The sequence below is a fragment of the Rhodobacter flavimaris genome (assembly GCF_021378075.1).
Classification (GTDB): Bacteria; Pseudomonadota; Alphaproteobacteria; order Rhodobacterales; family Rhodobacteraceae; genus Rhodobacter; species Rhodobacter flavimaris.
Window position 1 is genome coordinate 40,609 of record NZ_JAJUOS010000012.1, and the last position, 22,254, is coordinate 62,862.

Genomic DNA, 22,254 nt, shown 5'->3' on the forward strand with positions numbered 1-22,254 from the left:
TCGCTAGCCGCGCGGCACCCTGGGGACCGAGCTTTCGCCCCAGGGATTGCCTCCCGCGCCGCCCGCACCACCGGAGCCGCCACCAAAGCGGTTCGCACCGGGCTGCGAGGGCTGGACGTAGAAATAGAGCAGTACAAGCCAGCCGATCAGCGGGATGAAGGCCACCAGAAGCCACCAGCCCGACTTGTCGATGTCATGCAGACGCCGCACCGCTGCGGCCAGCATCGGCAGGAACATCGCCAGCGAGAATATCCCGCCGAGCGGCCCACCCCGGTCCTCGTAGGCCCACATGCCGGGGCCGCGCGCCATGTGGCCAGTGCCGAAGATGATGTTGTCGAGTATCCCGAGCGCGATCTGACACAGGATGATGAAGAGCACGAAATACCAGTATTCCGAGCGCGCGGCGCGCCCCGAGAATGTCGCGTATTTCGACAGGCAAGTGCGAACGGCGCTTTTGAAATCCATCTTGGCCTCCAATCGTCTGGGGCCATTTCACCACCGTTGCGGTGATTTTCCAATGGCCCTCGCGCCTAAAGGTTATCCTCGACGCGAAACCCCTCGGGGATGGCGTCGCGCCCCTCCAGCACCAGATCGGACATGACCTGCGCGACCTTGGGCGCCATGCCGAAGCCGATCTTGAACCCGCCATTGGCGATGAAATGCCCGGCGCGGCCCGGCCAGGCGCCCAGCATCGGCGCGCGGGACCGCGCCCGGGGCCGCACGCCTGCCCAACGATCCACCACCTCGGCGCCCTCCAGCACCGGGCAGAGGCGCCGTGCCTTGGCGACCAGATCGTCAAGCTGCGCATCGGTCGTGTCGGGGGCGTCAAACTCGCGCTCGGAGGTCGAGCCGATGGCGACCGTGCCATCGGCATGGGGCACGATATGCACGCTCTCGGCATAGACCTGCGGGACCGCGCCCGCGTCAAAGCGCAACAGCGCCGACTGGCCCTTGATCCCGCCGCCCACGGTCTTGCCGAAGGCCGCGTTCAATTCCAGCAACCCCTGCCAGCCGGTGGCGTGGATCACCGGGCCGATCTCGTCACCTTCGCCGATCACGATCTCACCGCCCAACGCGGTGATCGCGGCGGCGAGCGCCGCGCCCGCCGCGCGGGGGGCCGCCCGCGCGCTTAGCGTGTCATGGATCACAAGGCCCGTGGGCGAGAGCGGCGCGAGGGCGCCAAACTCGGACAGCGGCGCGACGCGCCAGACGGCGGCCTCGCCCCAATGCGCGAACGCACCCGCCGCGCGTTCTTCGGCCCGTGCCACGGCGACGTCATCGGCCAGCGGCTGGATCCGTCCAAGCCGTGCATAGCCCGCATCCTTGCCGCCCGCCGCGCGCACACCTGCCCAGAAGGCTTCAGCCATCAGCAGGCTTTCCAGCTGGAACTGCTTCTTGGGGTTCCAGTTCTCGGGCACATGCGGCGCGAGCGCGCCAACCGTTCCGCCAGACGACCCCGCCCCAAGCCGCACCGTCTCAATCAGGCGCACCTTGATGCCTCGACGCGCAAGTTCGTATCCGCAGGCCAGACCGAAGGCGCCGCCGCCGCGCACCGTCACCCATTCGCCTCTTGCCATTGCCTGCCCCTTTCGCCAGTGTCGCGCGGACCTTCCGTCCAAGGCACTACCCCCGATGACCCTCCCTGACCAGAGCCAAGCCGCGCTCGACTGGCGCGACGGATCGACCCCCGTTTCGACGCGCTTCGACGATCCGTATTTCAGCCTCGCCAATGGCCTGGCCGAGACGCGCCACGTCTTTCTGGCGGGCAACGGCCTGCCCGAGCGGCTGCGACCGGGCTTTCAGATCGCGGAACTTGGCTTTGGAACCGGGCTGAACCTTTTGGCCACGGTAATCGCGGCGGGCGATGTGCCGATCAGCTTCACCTCGTTCGAGGCCTTCCCGATGTCCGCCCCCGAGATCGCCCGCGCCCTGACCGCCTTCCCCGAGGCGCTGGCCGTCGCCGCGCCCTTCCTTGAGGCATGGGAGCAAGGCCGCACCCGCTTTACCATCGGCGCGATCGAGGTCGAGGTGATCCTGGGCGACGCGCGTCAGTCCCTGCCCGCGTGGCAGGGCCGTGCCGATGCCTGGTTCCTTGACGGCTTTTCCCCCGCCAAAAACCCCGAGCTGTGGGGCGAAGATTTGATGGCCGAGGTCGCGCATCACACCGCGCCGGGCGGCACCTTCGCTACCTATACCGCCGCGGGCTTCGTGCGCCGCAGCCTTGCCGCCGCGGGCTTCGCGGTCGAACGCGCGCCGGGTCACGCCGGCAAGCGCCACATGAGCCGGGGCGTCAGGCAATGACCGAGCAGAACACCAGCCGGGGCATCCTGCTCATGGCGATCGTCACCTTCATCTTCGCGATGCAGGACGGCATCTCGCGCCACCTCGCCGAGACCTACAACGTCTATATGGCGCTGATGGTGCGCTTCTGGTTCTTCGCCGGTTTCGTGCTGGTCGTGGCCGCGCGCGCTCCGGGCGGACTGCGCCGCGCCACGCGTTCGGCCCATCCTTGGCTGCAGGTCTTCCGCTCAGTCGTGCTGATCGTCGAGGTGATCGTAATGGTGCAAAGCTTCGTCTACCTCGGCCTGGTCGAGAGCCATGCGGTCTTTGCCTGCTATCCGCTGCTGGTCGCGGCGCTTTCGGGGCCTGTACTGGGCGAGCGCGTGGGCTGGCGGCGTCTTGTGGCCATCGGGATCGGCTTCGTCGGCGTTCTGATCATCCTCGAGCCGGGCTTCGGCGTATTCTCGCCCTACGCCCTGATCCCGCTCGCCGCGGCACTCTTGTTCGCGCTCTACTCTCTGCTGACGCGCTATGTGGGCCGGAAAGACCCGACCTCGGTTTCGTTCTTCTATACCGGAGTCGTCGGGGCGGCCGTGGTGACCGCCGTGGGCCTGCCCTATTGGATGCCGATGACGCCGGGCGACTGGGGCTGGATGGCCGTTCTGTGCTGCACGGCCTCGGTCGGGCATTACCTTTTGATCAAGGCCTATGAGATTGCCGAAGCCTCGGCGATCCAGCCTTTCGCCTATCTGCAACTGGTCTGGGCCTCTGCACTTGGCCTTGCAGTCTTCGACGAGACGCTGGAGGCCAACGTGGTGATCGGCGGCGCCATCGTCGTGTCGGCGGGTCTGTTCACCCTTTGGCGCGCAAGGCTGCGCAGCATCGGCAAGGCTTAGGGCGCAAGCCCGCGCAATTCGTCCGAGAACTTCACCGCCGGTTTGCCAAGGCGCGCGCGATAGACCGGCAGGCTTTCGGCCACGCGCATGACGTAATTGCGGGTCTCGGTGAAGGGGATCATCTCGATCCAGTCCACCACATCGGCGGTGGGCAGGCGCGGGTCGCCGCGTTCCTCGATCCAGCGGCGCGGACGGCCGGGGCCTGCGTTGTAGCCCGCCGCCACCAGCACCGGCGAGGCGCCGAACTCACTGCGCAGCTTGGCCAGATACGCCCCCCCGAGTCGCGCGTTATAGGTCGGGTCCGAGGTCAGGCGGCCGAGGTCATAGGGCTGGCCGATCTGCGCGGCCATCATCTTGGCTGTGCCCGGCATGAGCTGCATCAAGCCGCGCGCGCCCGCATGGCTGACCACAGCCGGGTCGAACTCGCTCTCGCGCCGGGCGATGGACAGCGCCAGTTCCTCGGGCACGCCCAGATCATGCGTCGTCAGTTCGGGGATCGGGTAATAGGCCGAGACCAGCACCACCCCTTCATTCGCGGCGCGCTTGGCAAGGCTCAGCGCCAGATGTGCGTTCTTCCACTCAAGCGCGAGACCGGCCAGTGGCGCGATTTGGTCCGAGGGCAAGCTTTCCTCAAGATGCAGCAGGAACCGCTCGGCCAGTGCCTCCTGCCCTGCCTCATGCAAAAGAACACCAGCCTGGAAGACCGAATGCCCGGTGTAGCTGCCCTGCCGCCAGTCGGGCAGCGCGGGCGGCGCGGCAAAGGCCGGATCAAGCGGCACCCCCGCGCGCTCGGCCGACAGAAGGCCGTAAAACGCGGTCTGCCAGCGCGCGCCCTCGGCATAGGCGGCCTGCGCCTCGGCGGGCTTACCCAGACGTTCCAGCGCACGGCCACGCCAATAGGCCCCGCGCGAGGCACTGATCGGACTTTGCACGGCGGCGCTGAAGGCCTCGAAATGTTGCAACGCGACCGGCGCATCGCCTAGCTTCAGCGCGGCATAGCCCGCGAGCCACTCCAATTCAGCATAGTCACTGCCCTGTGCCCCCAGCCGATGGCGGGCCGCAACCTTGTAAGCCGTGCGCGCATCGCCGGCCCGTAGGAACCAGCGCGCAAGATTGCCGCGCAGCGCCGTCCAATGCTTCGGATCACCCAGACTTTCGGCATCGACCGAGCGTTCCAGCACCAGATCCGCCGCCGCGCCCTCAAGATCATTGCGCCAGCGCCACATCGCGCGGTCAAGCGCCAAACCCGGCGAGCCGAGCATCCGCTCGGGCACCGCTGCCACCAGCGTGTCCACGCCCTTTTCCCGCGCCTGCAAGGCGATCCGCGCCGCAGCCACGGCCCGCGTGCCCGATGTCACCAAGTCAAGCATCCGCCGCGCTTGGTCAAGTTCACCCGCGTCCAGCATCGCCTGCATCCGCCCGCCGTGATGCTCGGCCAACAGATCGCCGTGACGCGCGACGAATGCGGACTGCTCATCGGCGCTCATTTCAAGCCTGCGCCAGGCGACGGCGGCCACCGTCCCGGCCTGCGCCGCCTGCCCGGTGGTCTGCAACGCATCGACCAAAGCGATCGCGCCGTCACCCGTCTGCGGGGCGCTGTGCGAGAAATAGGCGATCACCCGATCCGCGGGCACCCCGGCCAACGTCGCCTCGCCCTTGCGGCGCAACAGCTCCATCCCCGGCCAATCGGCACGGCGGCGACTGAAATCGGCGTAATCCGCAAAAGCCCCCTCACCCGCGCGCAGCCGATGCCACTCGACGATGTCAAAGGCGAGCGGCCCCGCGCTCCGCGCACTGGCCTGCGCCTTGTCCCAGTCGCTTGCACCGACCGCCCGCATGGCCACCGCAAGGGCCTGCGGATCGTCCGCGCGCGCGGGCGCGGCAATAGCAAGGGAGGCGGCCAGCAGGGCCGCTAGGGTAAGCTGTCGGATCATGGCCTGCTCGGGTGTTTTCCCCTTCCTGCCCGTTCGAGGGGGTCGATGCAATTCACAAGTTGGCAAGGGCGCGGCGCTCGCCTATGTTCCGCGCGATTTCAACGGGCGAATCCGCCCATCTCTCAAGGAGCGTGTCATGTTCAAAGGGTCCTTCCCCGCACTCATCACGCCGTTCAAGAACGGCGAGCTGGATCTGGACACGCTCAAGAAACTTGTCGAATGGCATATCGAGCAGGGCAGCCACGGCCTCGTGCCGGTGGGCACCACGGGCGAGAGCCCGACGCTGAGCCATGACGAGCATAATCGCGTGATCGAAGAGGTCGTGAAGGCCGCTGCCGGTCGTATCCCGGTCATCGCCGGCGCTGGCTCGAACGCGACCGCCGAAGGGGTGGAGCTGATCCGCCATGCCGAGGCCGCTGGCGCCGACGCGGCGCTGGTCGTTACGCCCTATTACAACAAGCCGACGCAGGGCGGCATGATCGCGCATTTCACCGCGATGCACGATGCCAGCACCCTGCCGATCGTGATCTACAACATCCCAGGCCGCTCGGTCGTGGACATGTCGCCCGAAACCATGGGCGAGCTGGCAAAACTGCCGCGCATCGTCGGCGTCAAGGACGCCACCGGCGATCTGGCGCGTGTGGCCAAGCAGCGCCTGACCTGCGGGGCGGATTTCGTCCAGCTCTCGGGCGAGGATGCGACCGCCGTCGGCTTCAACGCGATGGGCGGCGTAGGCTGCATCTCGGTCACCGCGAACGTCGCGCCCAAGCTCTGCGCCGAAATGCAGGAAGCGACGCTGTCCGGCGACTACACCAAGGCGATGGAGTATCAGGACAAGCTGATGCCGCTCCATATCGCGATCTTCCTTGAGCCGGGTGTGGCGGGGGCGAAGTATGCGCTATCGAAACTCGGGCTGTGCTCGGCCGAAGTGCGTCTACCCCTCACCGAGCTTTCGGACGCGACCAAAACCAAGATCGACGCGGCCATGCAGCACGCGGGCCTGATCTGATACAGCGCAATATCGGAACGAAGAGAGGGGGGCGTTGCCCCCCTCTTTGCTTTCGCAAATTCACCCCCCAAGGTATTTGAACCAAGAAGAAAGACAGCCCACTTCTTCTTGGCGGAAATACCTCGGGGGTCCGGGGGCAGCGCCCCCGGCCTCGGCCCGTTCAGACCGTGTGCAGGTAAAGCTCGTAATCCACGTCCGAAATCCAGCGGGCAACCCGCGCATATTCGGCCGCTTTGATCGCGGTGAAGGTGCGGTGCATGTCCTCGCCGAGCGCATCCTTCAGGAAGGCCGAGTTCTGGGCCGCGCGGATCGCCTCGCGCCAGTCGCCGGGGATTGGCAGGTCGTCCGATCCCTCATAGCCGTTACCCGTCGTCTCGGGACCCGGGTCGATGCGGTGTTTCAGCCCGTGCCGGATACCGGCCAAGACGGTCGCCGCGACGAGGTAGGGGTTCGCATCGACGCCCGAGGGGCGATGCTCGACCCGGCGCGCGGCCACGGCGCCCGCCGGGATACGCAGCGCGACCGAGCGGTTGTTCACCCCCCAACTCGGAGAGACCGGCGCGTAGGACTGGTTGGCAAACCGCCGCCAGCTATTGCCATGCGGGGCGAAGACCAGCATCGACTCGCCCATAGTCTGGCGCAGGCCGCCGATCGCGTGGCGGATCGTGTCGGTCCATTCGCCCTCGACCGCCTCGGCAAAGACATTGCGGCCCTGATCGTCTTGCAGCGAGACGTGGAAATGCATCCCAGAGCCCGCGTATTTCTCGATCGGCTTGGCCATGAAACAGGCCACCACGCCACGGCGGCGCGCCTGCATTCGCACGATCCGCTTGAGGCGCACCAGATCGTCGGCGGCCTCCATCACATCGGTGCGGTAATGCAGCGTCAGCTCATACTGCCCCGGCGCATATTCCGAGATCACCGTCTCGGCCTTGATCCCCATGGCCTCGGCGGCGCGGTAGATGTCGGAGAAGAGCGGCTCCATCCCGTGCAGGTGATCGACCGAATAGACCTCGGTCCATTCGGAACGGCGGCCATCGAGCACCGCCGCCGCCGGACGCACGCCCTGCGAGCGGTCGGGGTCGAGCAGAAAGAACTCCAGCTCGAACGCACCCGCTGGCTTCAGCCCCTCGGCCGCCATCGCGTCGATCTGGCGTTTGAGGGCGTGGCGCGGGTCCGAGGTCATCTCGGCGCCGTCGAGGTGATACATGCTCATCAGCACCTCACCGCGCGCGGGGTTCGTGCCGTAGAGCGGCTTCAGCGTCCCCGGGATCGGCCAGGCGCGCAGGTCGCCATCGCCTTGGTCCCAGATCAGGCCGGTCTCGTGCACGTCCTCGCCCACGATATCGAGACCGAGGATCGAGATCGGCAGGTGGCGACCCGATTTGTAGAGGCCCAGGAGTTCATGGCGGCGGATGATTTTACCGCGCCCGATGCCATTGGCATCGTGCAGCACGATGTCGAAGGCCTCGATCTCGGGGTGGAGGGCAAGAAAGTCTTCGGCTTCCTGAACGGTGGAGCCGGTCGGAGAGTTGGTCATTTTCAGGTCTCGAACAAATGGCCCAGAACATCGGCGAAGGCGGCGACCAGGCGGTCGATCTGCGCTTTCGTGGTGACGGGGCTGATCAGCATCATGTTGTGGAAAGGCGCGATCAGGCAACCGCGGTTCAGAAGCCCGCGGTGGATCGCAGCCTCAAGCGCGGGTTGATGCGCGCCCTCGGCCTCGGCGCCGTTTTGCAGCGGGCCGGGCGCGCAGATGAACTCTACCCGCGCGCCGACGCGCACCACATGCCAAGGAGCGCCGAAGCGTTCGACCTGCTTTGTGAGCCCCGCGCAAAGTCGCGCGGCGCCCGCCTCCATTCGGGCGTAATTCTCGGGCGTCATCACCTCGGAAAGGTTCGCCACGAGGCAGGCAAACTGCATCGGGTTGGCCGACAGCGTCGTGCCCATGCCGGAATGGCCCGATGGGCGGCTCGTATCATACTCGGCAAAACGCGCGGCGACGGTATCGCTGACGCCCCAGACCGCAGTGGGCATCCCGCCCGCCACGCATTTGCCGACGACGAAGATGTCGGGGTTCAGCCCATGCACGCGGGTGTAACCGCCAAGGCCTGAGCTGATCGTATGCGTCTCGTCGATGATCAGGAGCGCGTCGTAGCGGTTGGCCAGCTCGCGCAGCCCGGCGTGGAAGCCCGGCGCGGGCAGCACCATGCAGGAGTTGGTCATCACCGGCTCGGTCAGGATCGCGGCGACGTCGCCCTTAGCCAGCTCCGCCTCGACCGAGGCGAGATCGTTGAACTCTGCCGCGACGGCGAGCTGCGTCAGATCGGCGACCTGGCCGACAAGGCCCGGACGGGCCTCGGTCACGCCATCATGCAGGCGCACCATCGCATCGTCCACGGTGCCGTGATAGCAGCCGTTGAACACCAGAACCTTGGTCTTTCCCGTCACCGCACGCGCCACGCGCAGCGCGAAGCGGTTTGCGTCGGTGGCGGTGGTGGCGATCTGCCAGCGCATCGGGCCGAAACGATCCGAGAGCAGTTGCCCGGCGGCCAGCGCAGCCTCGGTCGGCAGCATATAGGTCAGACCCTGCCCTGATTGCGCACGGATCGCGCGGGCGACGGGCGGCGGCGAATGGCCGAACATCGAGCCGGTGTCGCCCAAGCAGAAATCGTCGATGCGGTGGCCGTCGATATCCTCGATCACCGAGCCCTTGGCCCGCGCCACCAGCATCGGAAAGGGTTGCGGCCAGTCTCGCATCCAGTGCATCGGCACGCCGCCCAGATAGCCCTTGGCGCCCGCATCCAGTGCCGCGCGGGTGCGCGGACGGGCCGCGCGATACCGCTCGCCCTCGAATGCCGCAAACTCCGCGATCCGCGCCGCGGAAACGCCGCCGATCATATCCTGTCCCATGATACCTCCCCCGGGATTATCCGGCAGAGCCAATCATGCGGCAAATGCGCCGTCAACGGGCCTCGTCATCTTCCGCTTCGGCAACCTCGTCCAGCTCTTCGGCCGAGGTGTCCGACAGCGGCGTGAACACCGCCCAGTCGCCGTCACCCTCGGGTTTGGTCAGGGTCGAGCGATCGACATTGCGCAGCATGTTCGCCTTGGCGAGGAAATGCGCGCTGATCGGGGCGGTCAGGAAGATGAACAGCGTGATCATCAGCTCGTGCAGCGTCAGATCATCATGGAAAGCCGCGAAATAGATCATCGAGGCGATCAGCACGGCGCCCACGCCAAGAGTCGCGGCCTTGGTGGGGGCGTGCAGCCGCGTCATTGGATCGGGCAGCTTGACCAACCCGAAACTTCCGACAAGGCCGAAGAATCCGCCGATCACCAGCAGCGCCGAAATCAGGATTTCCCAGAACAGATCCATAGCGCCCTCACTCGATGATATCGCCGCGCAGCAGGAACTTGCCATATGCCACGGTCGCCACGAACCCGGTCATCGCGTACAGGATCGATGCCTCGAAAAAGATCGCCGTCCCCTCCCAGATGCCGAACAGCACCAGAAGCGCGATCGCATCTACCGCCATCGTGTCGAGCGCCAGCACCCGGTCGGTCACGCCGGGCGCGCGCACCACGCGATAGAGGTTGAACAGAAGCGCCAACGCGAAGCAGCCAATGGCGAAATAGAGCGCGTAGGTGATCATTCGAAAATCTCCTTCAGCCGGCGCTCGTAGCGCTCCTTGATCTCGTCGCGCACGCCGTCGGGGTCGGGGGCGTGCAGGCAGTGCACCAGCAGGCTGTGGCCGTCGGCAGCCAGCTCAGCCGTCAGCGTGCCCGGCGTCATGGTGATGGTGCCCGCCAGAACCGTGATCGCCTCGGGTTCATGCAAATCGAGCGGCACGGTCACCCAGGCCGGTCGTAGCTTGTCGTTGGGCACGAAAAGCACGATCTTCGCCACAGCGATATTCGACTTGATGATGTCCCAGATGACGATGGCGATGTATTCGATGATGCCCGGTACGTTGCGGATCACCGGGCGGTCGGGCCAGTAGGGCGCGGTGATCCAGGGGATCACAAGACCCATCAGCAAGCCGAAGACCAGCGAGTTGATCGTGTAGGCATTGGCCAGCAGCAGCCAGACCACGGTCAGGAGCAGTGTCAGATGCGGGTGCGGCAGGAATCTCTTCAGCATCGCGTCCTCCCTCAATGTCCGCTGACCGGCTCAGCCGGTGCGTCGGCGCCGTGACCCTCGGCAGGTACTTCGGCGTGGCTGTCCCCATGCCCCGAGGTCGCGGCCCAGGCCCGCTCATAGGCGCCCGCCATCACCGCGTCGATATAGGCCGAGGGCGTGTAAAGCTGCTGCGCCGTGGTGCGCAGCCAGGCACTTGCAGGCCCGGCGAAAACCGTCAGTGCGACAAGCCCGGCAATCAGCCCGCCAGCGGCGGTAAAGGCCAAACCGGGCGCGGTGGCGTCCCTGGTCGGTTCGGGCTGGTCGCCCTCGGCCGCATGGGCCTTCCAGAACACGGTCGAGCCCGCGCGGCCAAAGCCCAGGATCGCGATCAGCGACGTCACCAGCACCACGCCCCAGAGCCACCACTGCCCGCGCGTCGCATCCAGGATCATCAGCTTGCCGATGAAGCCCGAGAGCGGCGGCATCCCGGCCATGGCGATGGCGCCCGCAAAGAACATCCCCGCGATCAGCCCGGCATTCCGAATGGGCGGCACCGGCGTGATCGCTAGACCCGCCGCGCCGCGCCGCTCGCGCACCAGATCGACGATCAGGAACAGCGCGGCCGCGGCCAGCGTCGAATGCACCATGTAGTAAAGACCCGCGCCGGTCGCAGCCTCGGTAAACTGCGCGAAGGCCAGCATCATCGTGCCGACCGAGCCGATCACCGAATAGGCCACTGTCCGCCCCATGTCGCGCGCGCCAAGAACGCCGATCATGCCGATGATCAGGCTGATCGCGGCGGCGGGCAGCAGCACCTCTTGCGCGAGCCAGCCGATGGTGCCGCCCGCCGGGAAGACCAGCGTATAGATCCGCACGATGGCATAGACGCCAACCTTGGTCATGATCGCAAACAGCGCCGCCACGGGGCCGGGTGCGTTGGTATAGGTCGCGGGCAGCCAGAATTGGAACGGCACCAGCGCCGCCTTGACCGCGAAGACCAGCATCAAAAGCCCCGCGCCGACGCGCAGAAGGCCTGTCTCGCTTGCTGGCATCACCGCCACCTTCTGCGCCAGATCGGCCATGCTGAGCGTGCCGGTCACCGAATAGATCGTGCCAAGCGCGAACAGGAACAGCGTCGAGCCCGCGAGGTTATAGACCACGTATTGCACGCCCGCCTTCAGTCGCGCCTCGCCGCCCGCATGGATCATCAGGCCGTAGGAGGCAATCAGCAGCACCTCGAAGAACACGAACAGGTTGAACGCGTCCCCCGTCAGGAAGGCGCCGTTGATCCCCATCATCTGGAACTGCATGAGCGAGTGGAAATGCCAGCCCCGCTTGTCCCAGCCAGAGCCGATCGCATAAAGCACGACCGCAAGCCCCAGAACGGATGTCAGCAGCAGCATCAGCGCCGAGAGGCGATCAAGCACCAGAACGATACCGAAGGGCGCCTCCCAGTTGCCAAGGCGGTAAACCTCGGGGGCGTTGGTGCTGGCCGAGACCGCCAGCGTGATCGCCAGCGCGACCAGCGCGGTCATCCCCGCGACAGAAAACACCCGCTGCGAGCGCAAATCGAAGCGCATCCACAGCACGATAAGCGGTGCCAGAAAAGCCGGCAGAACGACCGGCGCGACGATCCAGTGACCCATCACTTCTTGTTCTCCTCTGGTCCCAGATCGATCCGGTCATTGCCCGCCTCGATGAAGGCGCCCAGCGACAGCATCACCACCACCGCCGTCATCCCGAACGAGATCACGATCGCCGTCAGCACCAGCGCCTGCGGGATCGGGTCGGTGTAGCCGGCGGTTTCGGCGCCCGCATGGCCCAGGATCGGCGGCAGGTTGACCGCAAGCCGCCCGGTGGCGAACAGGAATATGTTCACCGCGTAGGACAGCATCGCCATGCCCAGCACGACCGGGAAGGTGCGCAGCCGCAGGATCAGGTAGATACCGGCGGCGGTCATGATGCCGACGGCGCTTGCAACCAGAGCTTCCATTATTGTCCCTCCCCACGCGCTTTCAGCCAGCGGCGCGGCAGCGGTGTGCCCTCCGGATAGGCCACCGAGGAAACCGCCGCGACCTCGCGCGCCTCGGGTTTCTCGGCCACGATATGGGCGCCCTTTTCCTCATCCAGCACAGCCGCGCGCCGTGCCAGGCGGCTCAGCCCGCCCAGTGCCAGCAGAACCGAGCCGACAACGCCCAGGAACACGCCCAGATCGAAGCCTGCCGCCGTGGCCAGCTCGAACTTCTCAAGCCCGGGCAGTTTGAAATAACCAAAGTCCGAGGTCAGGAACGGCATCCCGTTGAACCATGCCCCGGCGCCGGTGATTCCGGCGGCCAGCACGCCGCAGGCGATCAGCACGTGGTAGTAAACCTTCTGCCGCGCCTGGGTCCAGGCAAAGCCCGAGGCCATGTATTGCATCACCAGCGCGATCGCGACCACAAGACCGGCGATGAAGCCCCCGCCCGGCAGGTTGTGCCCGCGCAGGAAGATGAACACGCCGACCAGCAGCGCGATGGGCAACAGCACGCGCGTTGCCACCAGCAGCATCAGCGGGTGCTTGTCACCGCCGCGCTCCATATCCGGGCGCCAGGCGATCAGCTTCTTCGAGGCGGTGCCGTTGAGCAGCGCCTCGGTCAGCGCAAAGATCACGAGCGCGGCAATACCGAGCACCGTGACCTCGCCGTAGGTATCGTAGCCACGGAAATCCACGAGGATCACGTTCACCACGTTGTCGCCGCCGCCAAGATTGTAGGAATTGGCGAGGTGGTAGACGGACATCGTCTCAAAGGCGAAATCACGCAGCATCAGCGCATAGATCAGCGCGCCGATCCCCAGACCGCCCGCAATCGCCAGCACCGCATCGAAGCTCAGCTTGAGGCGGCTCGACTCGATCTTGGTCGTCTTGGGCAGGAAATTCAGCGCCAACAACATCAGCACCGCCGTCACGATCTCGACCGAGATCTGCGTCAGCGCAAGGTCCGGGGCCGAGAGGTAGATGAAGCAGATCGACACGATCAGGCCGACAATCGAGATCAGCACCAGCGCGAGGAAGCGGTTGTGGTGAAAGGCCACGACGCAGCCCGTGGCGGTGACCAGCATCACCCAGCCCACCAGCGCAACCGGGGTGATCGGCAGCATCTCACGCGTGGCGGGGCCCTGCGTGCCGCCGCTCCAGGCCCAGACGCCCACTGCGATCGAGGCCAGCGTGAACATCATCAGGTAGCGCGCCATCGAGCCGTTATGCAGCCCCGAGGTGATCCAGGTGGCAACACAGGCGCAGCGCGCCACGATCCAGTCGAAGATCGCCTTGGCCTCGGGGCGCGGGGCGGCCTCCCACATGCGCTTGAGGGGGGCAAAGCCCAGAAGCAGCACGATACCGCCCGCCACCGCGATACCCGACATGATCAGCGCCGGGGTCACCCCGTGCCAATGCTTGATCGGATGCATATGCAACCCGCCGCCGACAACGGCATCGGCCGCCATCTGCACGACCGGCCCGGCGAAGGTCATCGGCATCAGGCCGATCAGCACCACCAGAACGACAAGGAAGGCCGGGCTCAGCCACATGCCGAAATTCGGATCATGCGGCTTGTGCGGATAGTCGTCGCGCACCGGGCCAAAGAAGCCATGCACGATGAAGCGGAACGAATAGGCCGCCGAGAACAGCGCCGCGATCACCGCGATGAGCGGCACGAACCACGCCGCGCCCGCCCAGACGGTATGCGCGGCCTCCTCGAGCATCAGTTCCTTGGACAGGAACCCGTTGAAGAGCGGAATCCCCGCCATCGACAGCGCGGCGATGGTGGCAATGGTCGCCGTCACCGGCATCAGATGGCGCAACCCGCCGAGGCGCTTGAGATCGCGCGTATGGGTCTCGTGATCGACGATCCCGGCGCTCATGAACAGCGCGGCCTTGAAGGTCGCGTGGTTGATGATGTGGAACACCGCCGCGACCGCCGCCGTCTTGGTCCCAAGGCCGAGAAGGAAGGTAATCAGACCCAGATGTGAGACGGTCGAGAACGCGAGAAGCGCCTTCAGGTCATCCTTGAAAATCGCGATCTTGGCGCCGATCAGCATGGTAATGAGGCCGGTCGTCGCCACGATGTAGAACCACTCGGGCGTGCCCGACAGCACCGGCCAGAGCCGCGCCAGCAGGAACAGACCCGCCTTCACCATGGTGGCCGAGTGCAGATAGGCCGAGACCGGCGTGGGCGCCGCCATCGCATGTGGCAGCCAGAAGTGGAACGGGAACTGGGCGGACTTGGTGAAAGCCCCGCCCAGGATCAGGATCAGCGCCGGCAGATAAAGCGGGCTGGCCTGGATCGCGGCCTTCTGCGTCAGGATGACCGAGATGTCATAGCTGCCCGCGATATGGCCTAGGATCAGCATCCCCGCGATCATCGACAGCCCGCCAAGGCCGGTCACCGTGAGCGCCATCCGCGCGCCCTGGCGCCCCTCGGGCAAGTGCTTCCAGAAGCCGATGAGCAGGAAGGACGACAGCGAGGTCAGCTCCCAGAATACCAGCAAAAGCAGGATGTTATCTGAAAGGACGATGCCCACCATCGCGCCCTGGAACAAGAGCAGATAGGTGTAGAACTGCCCCGCCGGATCGGCCTTGGTCAGGTAGTAACGCGCATAGATGATGATCAGGATACCGATGCCGAGGATCAGCGTCGCAAACAGCATCCCCAGCCCGTCGATCATGAAATTGGCGTTCAGGCCCAGCGTGGGCATCCACTCAAACTGCGCCTGCACGACCTCGCCGCGCATCACTTCGGGCAGGTGCACCAGCAGCCCAAGCAACGCCAGCCCCGAGGTCAGCCCGGCCGCGAAAGCGGTATTCGAGCGACCCGTTCGGATCAGGATACCGGGCAGCAGGGCTCCGAGGAAGGGAAGGGCGGCGATAAGGGCAGGCGACATCTTTCTGGTCCGTTCTCCGGCGGGCCTTTGGAGGCGCACACTCCTGTCCGGATCGACAGGCCGCGCGCGCCAAGCCTGTGGCGCTATTGTTATCCCTAAGTGCGAAAGCCACCCCCCGCTGTCAAGCATAACCGCCATGAAATCGGCGCATGACATCCGCTAACATGGATCGCCCCCGGCGCGACTCAGTGCCCTGACGCGCCTGAACGCGCCGCGCGCACCCAATGAGGGCTGCCCCAAGTGGCGACAGAAAATGCCCGGAAAACGATCCGCCAAGCAATAAATCGCCGAGCTTTCGCTGCAGAGCGGCAACAACCCGCGAAAACCTGCAAGTCACATGCAGTTGACCCTTCTGTAACGCAATGCTCTCTTGCAAGTTTTTCAGCACTATGCGTAAGAAATTGGCGACAAGGCTGCCCATGGGTGGCCTTTAGAACTATCTGAGATACCTTGGAAAATAAATGTCTGCAGCCCGGCCCCTTTCCGCATCGCTCCTGACCCGTCGCCGCCTGATTGCGGCACTCAGCGCGGGCGGCGCACTTGCCTGCACCACCGCGCTTCCGCGCATGGCCTTCGCCCAGGAAACGCCGGCCCCGGCGCCTGTCGTTGCTGCGCCGCAGCAAGTGTTCAGCTTCGACGCCCTGTCCGAGGAAATGCGCGGGCTCGCGACGCAGCCTCCGGTTACCGTACAGATCCCTGAAAGCTTCCTGTCGGGCCTGACCTATGACGACTACCGCCTGATCCGCTTCAACCCCGAACGCGCCCGTTTCTCCGAGGTCGAGGGATCGCAGTTCCAGCTGCATGCCTTCCACATGGGCTGGCTCTTCAAAGAGCCGGTGCTGCTCTACGAGATCAACGACGGTCAGGCCCGCATAATGGGCTTCGACACCGATGATTTCATCTACGAGCGTGAGGCGCGCGACCATGTTCCCGAACATGCGCAGCTGCCCGGCGTCGCGGGCTTCCGCCTGCATCACCCGCTCAACCGCCCCGATATCTTCGACGAGCTGGTGGCCTTCCAGGGCGCCTCCTATTTCCGCGCGCTCGGCCGTGGCTCGGCCTATGGTCTGTCGGCCCGCGGTCTGGCGGTGAACACCGGCCTCGCCGTGGCCGAGGAATTCCCGCGCTTCACCCGTTTCTACATCGAGCGCCCGATGGGTGGCGCCGAGCAGATCGTGGTTCACGCCGCGATGGAAAGCGCCTCGCTGACCGGTGCTTATCGCTTTGTCATCACGCCCGGCGCCGAGACGGTGATGGACGTGACCGCGCGGCTCTTCTTCCGTTCGGATATCGAGCAACTCGGTGTCGCGCCGTTGACCTCGATGTTCCTGTTCGCCGAGCGCAACCGCCACGAATTCGACGACTTCCGCCCGAACGTGCATGACAGCGACGGTCTGGGCATTGTGCGCGCGGATGGCGACATGTTCTGGCGCCCGCTGTCCAACCCCGCGCGCCTCGCCTCGAGCTATTTCGCCGAGGCCGCGCCGAAAAGCTTCGGCCTCTATCAGCGCGACCGCGAATTCGACCACTATCAGGATGCCGCCGCCTTCTACGAAAAGCGCCCGTCCTGCGTGGTCGAGCCGATCGGCGACTGGGGCCGTGGCGCGATCCGCCTGGTTGAGATCCCCTCGGATCTCGAGGTCAACGACAATATCGTCGCCTTCTGGGTGCCCGAGGGTGCCGTAAAGGCCGGCGAGAGCCGCGAATTCTCCTACCGCCTGCGGTGGGGCGATCTGGCCTATGACGAGCGCGACGACCGCGCCCATGTGCTGGAAACCCGCGCCGGGATCGGCGGCGTCTCGGGCGTCGAGAACACCGAGGGCACGCGCAAGTTCGTCATCGACTTCAAGGGCGGGATGCTTGGCAACCTGCCGGGCGACGCGGGCGACGACCTCAAGATCGTGACCACCGTCACCAATGGCGAGATTCAGACCCAGACGCTCTCGCATATCTGGGGCACCGACATCTGGCGGCTCGTGCTCGACGTGGCCGCCCCCAAAGGCGCAACCGTGGAACTTTCCGCGCATATCGCGGGCTACGGCCGCAAACTGACCGAAACCTGGCTTTATCAATGGATCAAGGCATGACCGCACATACCCTCCCCTCGGCGGCTACCCCGATCGACTATCTGGCCTCTCTGACCCCGGCGGATCTGGTTGCCGGCCCCTGCGCGCTGCCGCAGGCGCCGATGGCCATGCCGCCGCAGGTGATCGAGGCCCAGATCGGCCTGATGCGTCGCCTCTTCGGCAGCCTGCTGCCGCACCACCCCGCAGCCCCCTCTGCCGGGACTGGCCTCTGAAACCATGACGCGGACCGCGCGCCTCGGGCTTTACGCCCTGCGCGGGCTTGCGCTCGCGCTCAGCCTGATTGCCGGGCTGGGTGCCTTTGTGCTTTTTCTGCAATTCGGCGATGCAGACGGGTTGGATGCGCTGGATATCCTGCGCGCGCTCTTGATCCTGATCTCGACGCTCTGGCTGGCCTGGGGCGCGGTGCAGGCACTGATCGGCCTGACCTCTTTCGCCCGCCCGCCCGCCTATGACCCTGCCGCGCCGATCCGTGGCCGCTCGATCGTGCTGGTGCCGGTCTATAACGAGGACCCACTGGCGACCTTCTCGCGCGTTGCCGCGATGGATGCCTCGCTTGCCGCGACGGGCGATCCGACGCAGGTCCATTTCGCCATCCTCTCCGACACCCGCAACGAGACCATCGCCCGCCGCGAGGTGCAGATGTTCGCGCATCTGGTACAGGACCGCGACGGGATGGGCCGTTTCTTCTACCGCCGACGCGAGCAGAACGTGGGCAAGAAGGCCGGCAATATCGAGGATTTCATCACCCGCTCTGGCAGCGCGTATGATTACGCCGTGATCCTGGATGCCGACAGCCTGATGGAAGGCGAGACGATCCTCCAGATGATCCGCCGGATGGAGGCCGAGCCGCGCCTTGGCCTGCTGCAAACCCTGCCCAAGGTGATCCGCGCACGTTCGCGCTTTGGCCGGGCGATGCAGTTCTCGGCCTCGTTCTTCTCGCCGATCTTCGCGCGCGGTCTGGCCATGATGCAGGGCGAGACCGGGCCGTTCTGGGGCCATAACGCCATCGTCCGCGTGCGCGCCTTCGCCGAAAGCTGCGGCCTGCCCGCGCTGAAGGGCAAACCGCCGTTCGGCGGCCATGTCATGAGCCACGATTACGTCGAGGCCGCGCTTTTGGCGCGCGCGGGCTGGATCGTGCGGCTTGATGACGACCTTGGCGGCAGCTTCGAGGAAGGCCCCGAGAATATCGTCGATCACGCCAAGCGCGACCGCCGCTGGTGCCAGGGCAACCTGCAACATTCGCGCATCATCGGCGCGCCGGGGCTGCGCGCCTGGTCGCGCTTTGTCTTTGCGCAGGGCATCATGGCCTATATCGCGCCGCTCTTCTGGCTTGGCTTCATCCTGGCCTCGATCGCGGCGCCGCTGATGGCCCCGCCGCCCGATTACTTCCCCGAGCCCTACTGGCCCTTCCCCTATTTCCCGCCCTCCGAAGCGTCGAAAGCGGTGGGTCTGGCCATCGGCATCTTCGGCCTGCTGCTGCTGCCCAAGATCCTGATCGCCGCCCGCGCCGCCTGGACCGGCCGGGCGCAGGGCTTCGGCGGGTCGGGCCGCGCCTTCGCCTCGACGCTGGCGGAACTGGGGTTCTCGTCGCTCACCGCGCCGGTGCTCTTGATGTATGCCACGCGCTCGGTCTTCCAGGTGCTTCTGGGCCGCGACGGCGGCTGGCCCACCAACAACCGTGGCGATGGCACGCTAAGCCTGCGCGACAGCCTTGCGGCCTCGCACTGGATCGTGCTGATCGGCCTTCTGGGCCTGATCGCCACCTATGCCTTCGCCCGTGGCCTGTTCCTGTGGCTGCTGCCGGTGGGCGGCCCGATGATTTTCGCGCCGGTGCTGCTGTGGTGGTCCTCGCGCCCCTCGACGGGCCAGCTGATGGGCGTTCCGACCGAATATTCCCCCGCACCGGTCATGCAGCTGCATGATACTATTTTCGAGCGCTGGACCGCCGCGCTCGACCAGATCGAGGCGCCCTCCCACACCGCGCCGGAGAAGATCCATGCCTAAGACCCACGCCCCCCTGCCGACCGGCGTCCGCGACCCGCGGCTTGATTTCTTCCGCGGCCTGTCGCTGGTGATGATCTATCTCAACCATGTGCCCGGCACGATCTACGAGACGCTGACCTCGCGCAATTTCGGGCATTCCGATGCGGCCGAGGGGTTCGTCTTCATGTCGGGCGTGGCCGCCGCGCTGGCCTATGGGCCCAAGCTGAAAGACGGGCTGAACATCCCCTCGTTCCGCAAGATCTGGGGCCGGTCCTGGCTGCTTTACATGGTGCATATCGTCACCGCGATGCTGGCCATCGCCATCGTGGCCACCGCCGCGAAATGGTATGGCGGCGAGGCGATGCTGACCCGCAACGCCTTCAAACCGCTGACCGAGGACCCGTTGTCTTTCCTGATCGGCATCGCCACGCTTGGCCACCAGCTGGGCTATGTGAACATCCTGCCGATGTATGCGGCGCTTCTGCTGGCCGCGCCCTTCCTGATCCGACTGGGTCAGCGTAACGCGATGGGATTGCTGGGCTTTACCGTCGGTTTCTGGGTACTGACGGGGATGCTGCGGCTCAATCTGCCGAACTACCCGTTTGAGGGCGGCTGGTTCTTCAACCCCTTCGCCTGGCAGCTTCTGTTCAGCCTTGGGATCCTGACCGGCCTTGCCCTGCGCAAGGGCGAGCGGTTCGTACCCGTCAAGCGCGGCCTCATCTGGCCCGCCGTCGCGTGGCTTGTGCTTTGCGCAATCTGGGTGAAATCCGACTACCTGATGGCCACACTCGGCCATGTCTCGTGGCAGCTGCGCCAATGGGACGTGCCCTTCTTCCTGGTGGATTTCGACAAGACCTTCGTGTCCGGCCCGCGCCTTCTGCATATTCTGGCGCTGGCCTATATGCTCAGCCTGCCCGGCATCGTGCCCGCCATCGCCGCCTCACGCGTCATGGCGCCGGTGCGCCTGATGGGCCGCCACGGCTTGCCGGTCTTTGCCATGGGCACGGTGCTAGCGATCCTCGCGCAGGCGATCAAAGAGGTGCACCCGGGCGGTTTCGTGCAGGATAGCGCACTGATCCTCGGCGGTCTTGGCCTGCAATACGGCTTTGCCCGCACCCGCGAATGGCTGCGCAGCACCGATCACGCCAAGGCCCCGACGCCCGCTACGCGCCCGGTGCTGGACGTACCCGCGACGACGCCGCGCTTTCGCGCCAAGCCTGCGCGCTGATCACAGCATATCGCAGCGCGTCGCCATTTCCTTGAGAACCTTCAGCGCCGCCTGAACCTTGGGCGTGCGGTGCAGGTCCACATGGGTCACAAGCCAAAGCGGAGATTCCCATTCCGGCCGCGGCCCCATCACCTCGACAAGGTGCGAGGCCGCGCGCGCCTCGATCGCTGGCAGAAAACCCAGCCCCACACCGTTGCGCACCGCGGCACGCTGGCCCTCCGGATCATTGGCGCGCAGCACCACCTGTTCGGGTGGGATATGCTGCGCCATCCACACAAAAAACGGGGCGCGACTGTCGCGCTCTTCAGCGCCGATGAAACGGTGATTGGCCAGCGTCTCTTCGGTCGGCATCCCGTTGCGCTCGATATACTCGTCGCTGGCATATAGCCCGACCAGATGCGCGCCAAGCGCCTGCACCACGTTGTCAGGCTCGGTCGGGCGCGAACCCGCGCGGATCGCCACATGCGCCTCGCCATATTCCAGCCGGAAGACGCGCTGGTCGGTCAGGTAGCGGATGCGCAGACCCGGATGCTCGGCCATCAACGCGCTCAGCGCGGGCAGAACGAAACCCGACACTGTCGGCAGCGAGGTCACGATCAGCTCGCCGGTGATCTCTTCGCCCGCGCCCGCAATCCGCGCGGCAAGTTGAGCAAACTGGTCCTCGGTCGCCTTGCCGACAGACAGCAACTGCTGCCCCGCCTCGGTCGGCGTGTAGCCGCGCGGGTGGCGCTGAAACAGCTTCGCACCCAAGCGGGCCTCCAGCGCATCGACATGACGAATGACCGTCGCGTGGTGCACGCCCAGCACCTCGGCGGCGCCTGAAACTGTCCCCACCCGCGCCACTTGATAGGCCGTCCGGATCTCGTCCCAATTCTCCAATGGCATCTGTGCACCCATGAACAAAGCAAGTGCAATCATGACAGTTGAGTTCATGAACGCAAGAGACAATCTTCTCTGCAGATGCAAACACCCCCCTCCCAGCCGAAAGACACACTCCCATGACCAACGTTCTGCGTATCGACAGCTCGATCAAAGGCCCCGCCTCGGTGACCCACAAGCTCACCGACTCGATCCTTGCCCGCCTCGGCGGCGAGGTGACCGAGCGCGACACCACCACCATTCCGCTGATCGACGGCACCTGGATCGGCGCCGCCTACACCCCGGCCGAGAACCGCACCCCCGAGCAGAAAGCGACCCTCGCGCTGTCGGACGAGCTGATCGCCGAGATCAAGGCCGCCGACGTGCTGGTGATCGGCATGCCGATCTACAACTTCGGCGTGACCGGCCCGCTCAAGGCGTGGATCGACCAGATCTGCCGCGTTGGCGAAACCTTCCGCTACACCGATAACGGCCCGCAGGGCCTTGCTGGCCCCAAGCGCGTGATCGTGGCCTATGCCTCGGGCGGCGTGCCGCTTGGCTCGGCGGTTGACCTCGCCTCGGCCTATATCAAGCAGGTTCTGGCCTTCATCGGCATCACCGACGTGACCTTTGTCGCTGCCGAAGGCGTGGCCGTTGACGAATCCGCCGCCGTGGCCCGTGCCGAAGCGCAGATCGAAAAGCTCTCGGCCTGATCTCCCCCGCGCCGCGCGTCCCCGCCATCCCGTGTTCAGCAGGCGGGGGCGGCGCGGCGCTGCAAAGCCCCTCGGTTGACTCCGGGGGGCTTTTTGCTTAAGGAACCCCAGATTCCCCGGAGGCAGATTCCTCCGGTCCCCGCATGAAGCAGGGATCGCCACCAGTCAGCGCGTTGCGCCCACTGGTGCGCTTGTCGTTTGTTCGCCGGGTTTGCCGGCCACC

Annotated in this window: 20 protein-coding genes; 8 read left to right on the forward strand and 12 right to left on the reverse strand. The window is 65.8% G+C overall.

Going from position 1 to position 22,254, the window contains the following annotated elements:
• Window positions 1-3 precede the first annotated feature (3 nt).
• Together LZA78_RS14560 and LZA78_RS14565 are read right to left on the reverse strand one after the other, a co-directional pair.
• Window positions 4-465, reverse strand: coding sequence for a DUF805 domain-containing protein (locus LZA78_RS14560; protein WP_233677650.1), 462 nt, complete (start codon window positions 463-465; stop codon window positions 4-6).
• A 65-nt stretch (window positions 466-530) separates the two neighbouring features.
• A complete protein-coding gene (locus LZA78_RS14565; RefSeq protein ID WP_233677651.1) occupies window positions 531-1,577 on the reverse strand; it encodes an NAD(P)/FAD-dependent oxidoreductase in 1,047 nt (348 codons plus the stop codon).
• Window positions 1,578-1,632: 55 nt separating this feature from the next.
• On the opposite strand from LZA78_RS14565, the gene mnmC2 reads away from it, so the two are divergent.
• Together mnmC2 and LZA78_RS14575 are read left to right on the forward strand one after the other, a co-directional pair.
• Window positions 1,633-2,301, forward strand: a complete 669-nt coding sequence (gene mnmC2 / locus LZA78_RS14570) for a tRNA (5-methylaminomethyl-2-thiouridine)(34)-methyltransferase MnmC2 (RefSeq protein ID WP_233677652.1) — start codon at window positions 1,633-1,635, stop codon at window positions 2,299-2,301.
• Window positions 2,298-3,176: a DMT family transporter gene (locus LZA78_RS14575; RefSeq protein WP_233677653.1), complete on the forward strand. Its 879-nt coding sequence runs from the start codon at window positions 2,298-2,300 to the stop codon at window positions 3,174-3,176. The genes mnmC2 and LZA78_RS14575 overlap by 4 nt, the downstream gene beginning before the upstream one ends.
• Here the strand turns inward: LZA78_RS14575 and LZA78_RS14580 are convergent.
• Window positions 3,173-5,110: a lytic transglycosylase domain-containing protein gene (locus LZA78_RS14580; protein WP_233677654.1), complete on the reverse strand. Its 1,938-nt coding sequence runs from the start codon at window positions 5,108-5,110 to the stop codon at window positions 3,173-3,175. The genes LZA78_RS14575 and LZA78_RS14580 overlap by 4 nt on opposite strands.
• A gap of 136 nt (window positions 5,111-5,246) precedes the next feature.
• Here LZA78_RS14580 and dapA point away from each other — a divergent pair, with 136 nt between their 5' ends.
• A complete protein-coding gene (dapA, locus tag LZA78_RS14585; RefSeq protein ID WP_233677655.1) occupies window positions 5,247-6,119 on the forward strand; it encodes a 4-hydroxy-tetrahydrodipicolinate synthase in 873 nt (290 codons plus the stop codon).
• A 160-nt stretch (window positions 6,120-6,279) separates the two neighbouring features.
• On the opposite strand, the gene LZA78_RS14590 is transcribed toward dapA, so the two are convergent.
• The 8 genes from LZA78_RS14590 to LZA78_RS14625 are packed head-to-tail and all read right to left on the reverse strand — an operon-like array spanning window position 6,280 to window position 15,162.
• Window positions 6,280-7,659 carry a glutamine synthetase family protein gene (locus LZA78_RS14590; RefSeq protein WP_233677656.1) on the reverse strand — a complete coding sequence of 460 codons (1,380 nt, stop codon included), beginning with the start codon at window positions 7,657-7,659 and terminating at the stop codon, window positions 6,280-6,282.
• A gap of 2 nt (window positions 7,660-7,661) precedes the next feature.
• Entirely contained in the window at window positions 7,662-9,032 is a 1,371-nt protein-coding gene (locus LZA78_RS14595; RefSeq protein ID WP_233677657.1) for an aspartate aminotransferase family protein, read from the reverse strand.
• A gap of 52 nt (window positions 9,033-9,084) precedes the next feature.
• Complete coding sequence (locus LZA78_RS14600; RefSeq protein WP_233677658.1) at window positions 9,085-9,498, reverse strand: Na+/H+ antiporter subunit G; 414 nt, start codon at window positions 9,496-9,498, stop codon at window positions 9,085-9,087.
• A 7-nt stretch (window positions 9,499-9,505) separates the two neighbouring features.
• Window positions 9,506-9,775 (reverse strand): K+/H+ antiporter subunit F, encoded by a 270-nt coding sequence (locus tag LZA78_RS14605; protein ID WP_233677659.1) that lies wholly within the window; start codon window positions 9,773-9,775, stop codon window positions 9,506-9,508.
• Entirely contained in the window at window positions 9,772-10,263 is a 492-nt protein-coding gene (locus LZA78_RS14610; protein ID WP_233677660.1) for a Na+/H+ antiporter subunit E, read from the reverse strand. The genes LZA78_RS14605 and LZA78_RS14610 overlap by 4 nt, the downstream gene beginning before the upstream one ends.
• Before the next feature lie 11 nt (window positions 10,264-10,274).
• The gene (locus tag LZA78_RS14615; RefSeq protein ID WP_233677708.1) at window positions 10,275-11,888 is read right to left on the reverse strand and encodes a monovalent cation/H+ antiporter subunit D; all 1,614 of its coding nucleotides are present in this window, start codon (window positions 11,886-11,888) and stop codon (window positions 10,275-10,277) included.
• A complete protein-coding gene (locus LZA78_RS14620) occupies window positions 11,888-12,235 on the reverse strand; it encodes a Na+/H+ antiporter subunit C (protein WP_233677661.1) in 348 nt (115 codons plus the stop codon). The genes LZA78_RS14615 and LZA78_RS14620 overlap by 1 nt, the downstream gene beginning before the upstream one ends.
• The gene (locus LZA78_RS14625) at window positions 12,235-15,162 is read right to left on the reverse strand and encodes a monovalent cation/H+ antiporter subunit A (RefSeq protein WP_233677662.1); all 2,928 of its coding nucleotides are present in this window, start codon (window positions 15,160-15,162) and stop codon (window positions 12,235-12,237) included. Before LZA78_RS14625 ends, LZA78_RS14620 begins: the two co-directional genes overlap by 1 nt.
• A 461-nt stretch (window positions 15,163-15,623) precedes the next feature.
• Between LZA78_RS14625 and LZA78_RS14630 the strand changes: the two genes are divergently transcribed.
• From LZA78_RS14630 to LZA78_RS14645, 4 genes are read left to right on the forward strand one after another with little or no spacing between them, the layout of a single operon-like run.
• Entirely contained in the window at window positions 15,624-17,249 is a 1,626-nt protein-coding gene (locus LZA78_RS14630; RefSeq protein ID WP_233677663.1) for an OpgD/OpgG family glucan biosynthesis protein, read from the forward strand.
• A complete protein-coding gene (locus LZA78_RS14635; RefSeq protein ID WP_233677664.1) occupies window positions 17,246-17,461 on the forward strand; it encodes a hypothetical protein in 216 nt (71 codons plus the stop codon). The genes LZA78_RS14630 and LZA78_RS14635 overlap by 4 nt, the downstream gene beginning before the upstream one ends.
• Window positions 17,462-17,465: 4 nt before the next feature.
• Window positions 17,466-19,253, forward strand: coding sequence for a glucans biosynthesis glucosyltransferase MdoH (mdoH, locus tag LZA78_RS14640; protein WP_233677665.1), 1,788 nt, complete (start codon window positions 17,466-17,468; stop codon window positions 19,251-19,253).
• Window positions 19,246-20,460, forward strand: coding sequence for an OpgC family protein (locus LZA78_RS14645; RefSeq protein WP_233677666.1), 1,215 nt, complete (start codon window positions 19,246-19,248; stop codon window positions 20,458-20,460). The genes mdoH and LZA78_RS14645 overlap by 8 nt, the downstream gene beginning before the upstream one ends.
• On the opposite strand, the gene LZA78_RS14650 is transcribed toward LZA78_RS14645, so the two are convergent.
• The gene (locus LZA78_RS14650; RefSeq protein ID WP_233677667.1) at window positions 20,461-21,378 is read right to left on the reverse strand and encodes a LysR family transcriptional regulator; all 918 of its coding nucleotides are present in this window, start codon (window positions 21,376-21,378) and stop codon (window positions 20,461-20,463) included.
• Window positions 21,379-21,458: 80 nt separating this feature from the next.
• Between LZA78_RS14650 and LZA78_RS14655 the strand changes: the two genes are divergently transcribed.
• Window positions 21,459-22,031 carry an FMN-dependent NADH-azoreductase gene (locus tag LZA78_RS14655; protein ID WP_233677668.1) on the forward strand — a complete coding sequence of 191 codons (573 nt, stop codon included), beginning with the start codon at window positions 21,459-21,461 and terminating at the stop codon, window positions 22,029-22,031.
• Window positions 22,032-22,254: the final 223 nt, after the last annotated feature.

Coding starts and splice junctions, on each gene's coding strand:
- LZA78_RS14655 (WP_233677668.1), top strand. CDS start 21,459: ATGACCAACGTTCTGCGTATCGACAGCTCGATCAAAGGCCCCGCCTCG.
- LZA78_RS14610 (WP_233677660.1), bottom strand. CDS start 10,263: ATGCTGAAGAGATTCCTGCCGCACCCGCATCTGACACTGCTCCTGACC.
- LZA78_RS14615 (WP_233677708.1), bottom strand. CDS start 11,888: ATGGGTCACTGGATCGTCGCGCCGGTCGTTCTGCCGGCTTTTCTGGCA.
- dapA (WP_233677655.1), top strand. CDS start 5,247: ATGTTCAAAGGGTCCTTCCCCGCACTCATCACGCCGTTCAAGAACGGC.
- LZA78_RS14635 (WP_233677664.1), top strand. CDS start 17,246: ATGACCGCACATACCCTCCCCTCGGCGGCTACCCCGATCGACTATCTG.
- LZA78_RS14630 (WP_233677663.1), top strand. CDS start 15,624: ATGTCTGCAGCCCGGCCCCTTTCCGCATCGCTCCTGACCCGTCGCCGC.
- mnmC2 (WP_233677652.1), top strand. CDS start 1,633: ATGACCCTCCCTGACCAGAGCCAAGCCGCGCTCGACTGGCGCGACGGA.
- mdoH (WP_233677665.1), top strand. CDS start 17,466: ATGACGCGGACCGCGCGCCTCGGGCTTTACGCCCTGCGCGGGCTTGCG.
- LZA78_RS14600 (WP_233677658.1), bottom strand. CDS start 9,498: ATGGATCTGTTCTGGGAAATCCTGATTTCGGCGCTGCTGGTGATCGGC.
- LZA78_RS14595 (WP_233677657.1), bottom strand. CDS start 9,032: ATGGGACAGGATATGATCGGCGGCGTTTCCGCGGCGCGGATCGCGGAG.
- LZA78_RS14560 (WP_233677650.1), bottom strand. CDS start 465: ATGGATTTCAAAAGCGCCGTTCGCACTTGCCTGTCGAAATACGCGACA.
- LZA78_RS14645 (WP_233677666.1), top strand. CDS start 19,246: ATGCCTAAGACCCACGCCCCCCTGCCGACCGGCGTCCGCGACCCGCGG.
- LZA78_RS14625 (WP_233677662.1), bottom strand. CDS start 15,162: ATGTCGCCTGCCCTTATCGCCGCCCTTCCCTTCCTCGGAGCCCTGCTG.
- LZA78_RS14575 (WP_233677653.1), top strand. CDS start 2,298: ATGACCGAGCAGAACACCAGCCGGGGCATCCTGCTCATGGCGATCGTC.
- LZA78_RS14590 (WP_233677656.1), bottom strand. CDS start 7,659: ATGACCAACTCTCCGACCGGCTCCACCGTTCAGGAAGCCGAAGACTTT.
- LZA78_RS14565 (WP_233677651.1), bottom strand. CDS start 1,577: ATGGCAAGAGGCGAATGGGTGACGGTGCGCGGCGGCGGCGCCTTCGGT.
- LZA78_RS14605 (WP_233677659.1), bottom strand. CDS start 9,775: ATGATCACCTACGCGCTCTATTTCGCCATTGGCTGCTTCGCGTTGGCG.
- LZA78_RS14580 (WP_233677654.1), bottom strand. CDS start 5,110: ATGATCCGACAGCTTACCCTAGCGGCCCTGCTGGCCGCCTCCCTTGCT.
- LZA78_RS14650 (WP_233677667.1), bottom strand. CDS start 21,378: ATGATTGCACTTGCTTTGTTCATGGGTGCACAGATGCCATTGGAGAAT.
- LZA78_RS14620 (WP_233677661.1), bottom strand. CDS start 12,235: ATGGAAGCTCTGGTTGCAAGCGCCGTCGGCATCATGACCGCCGCCGGT.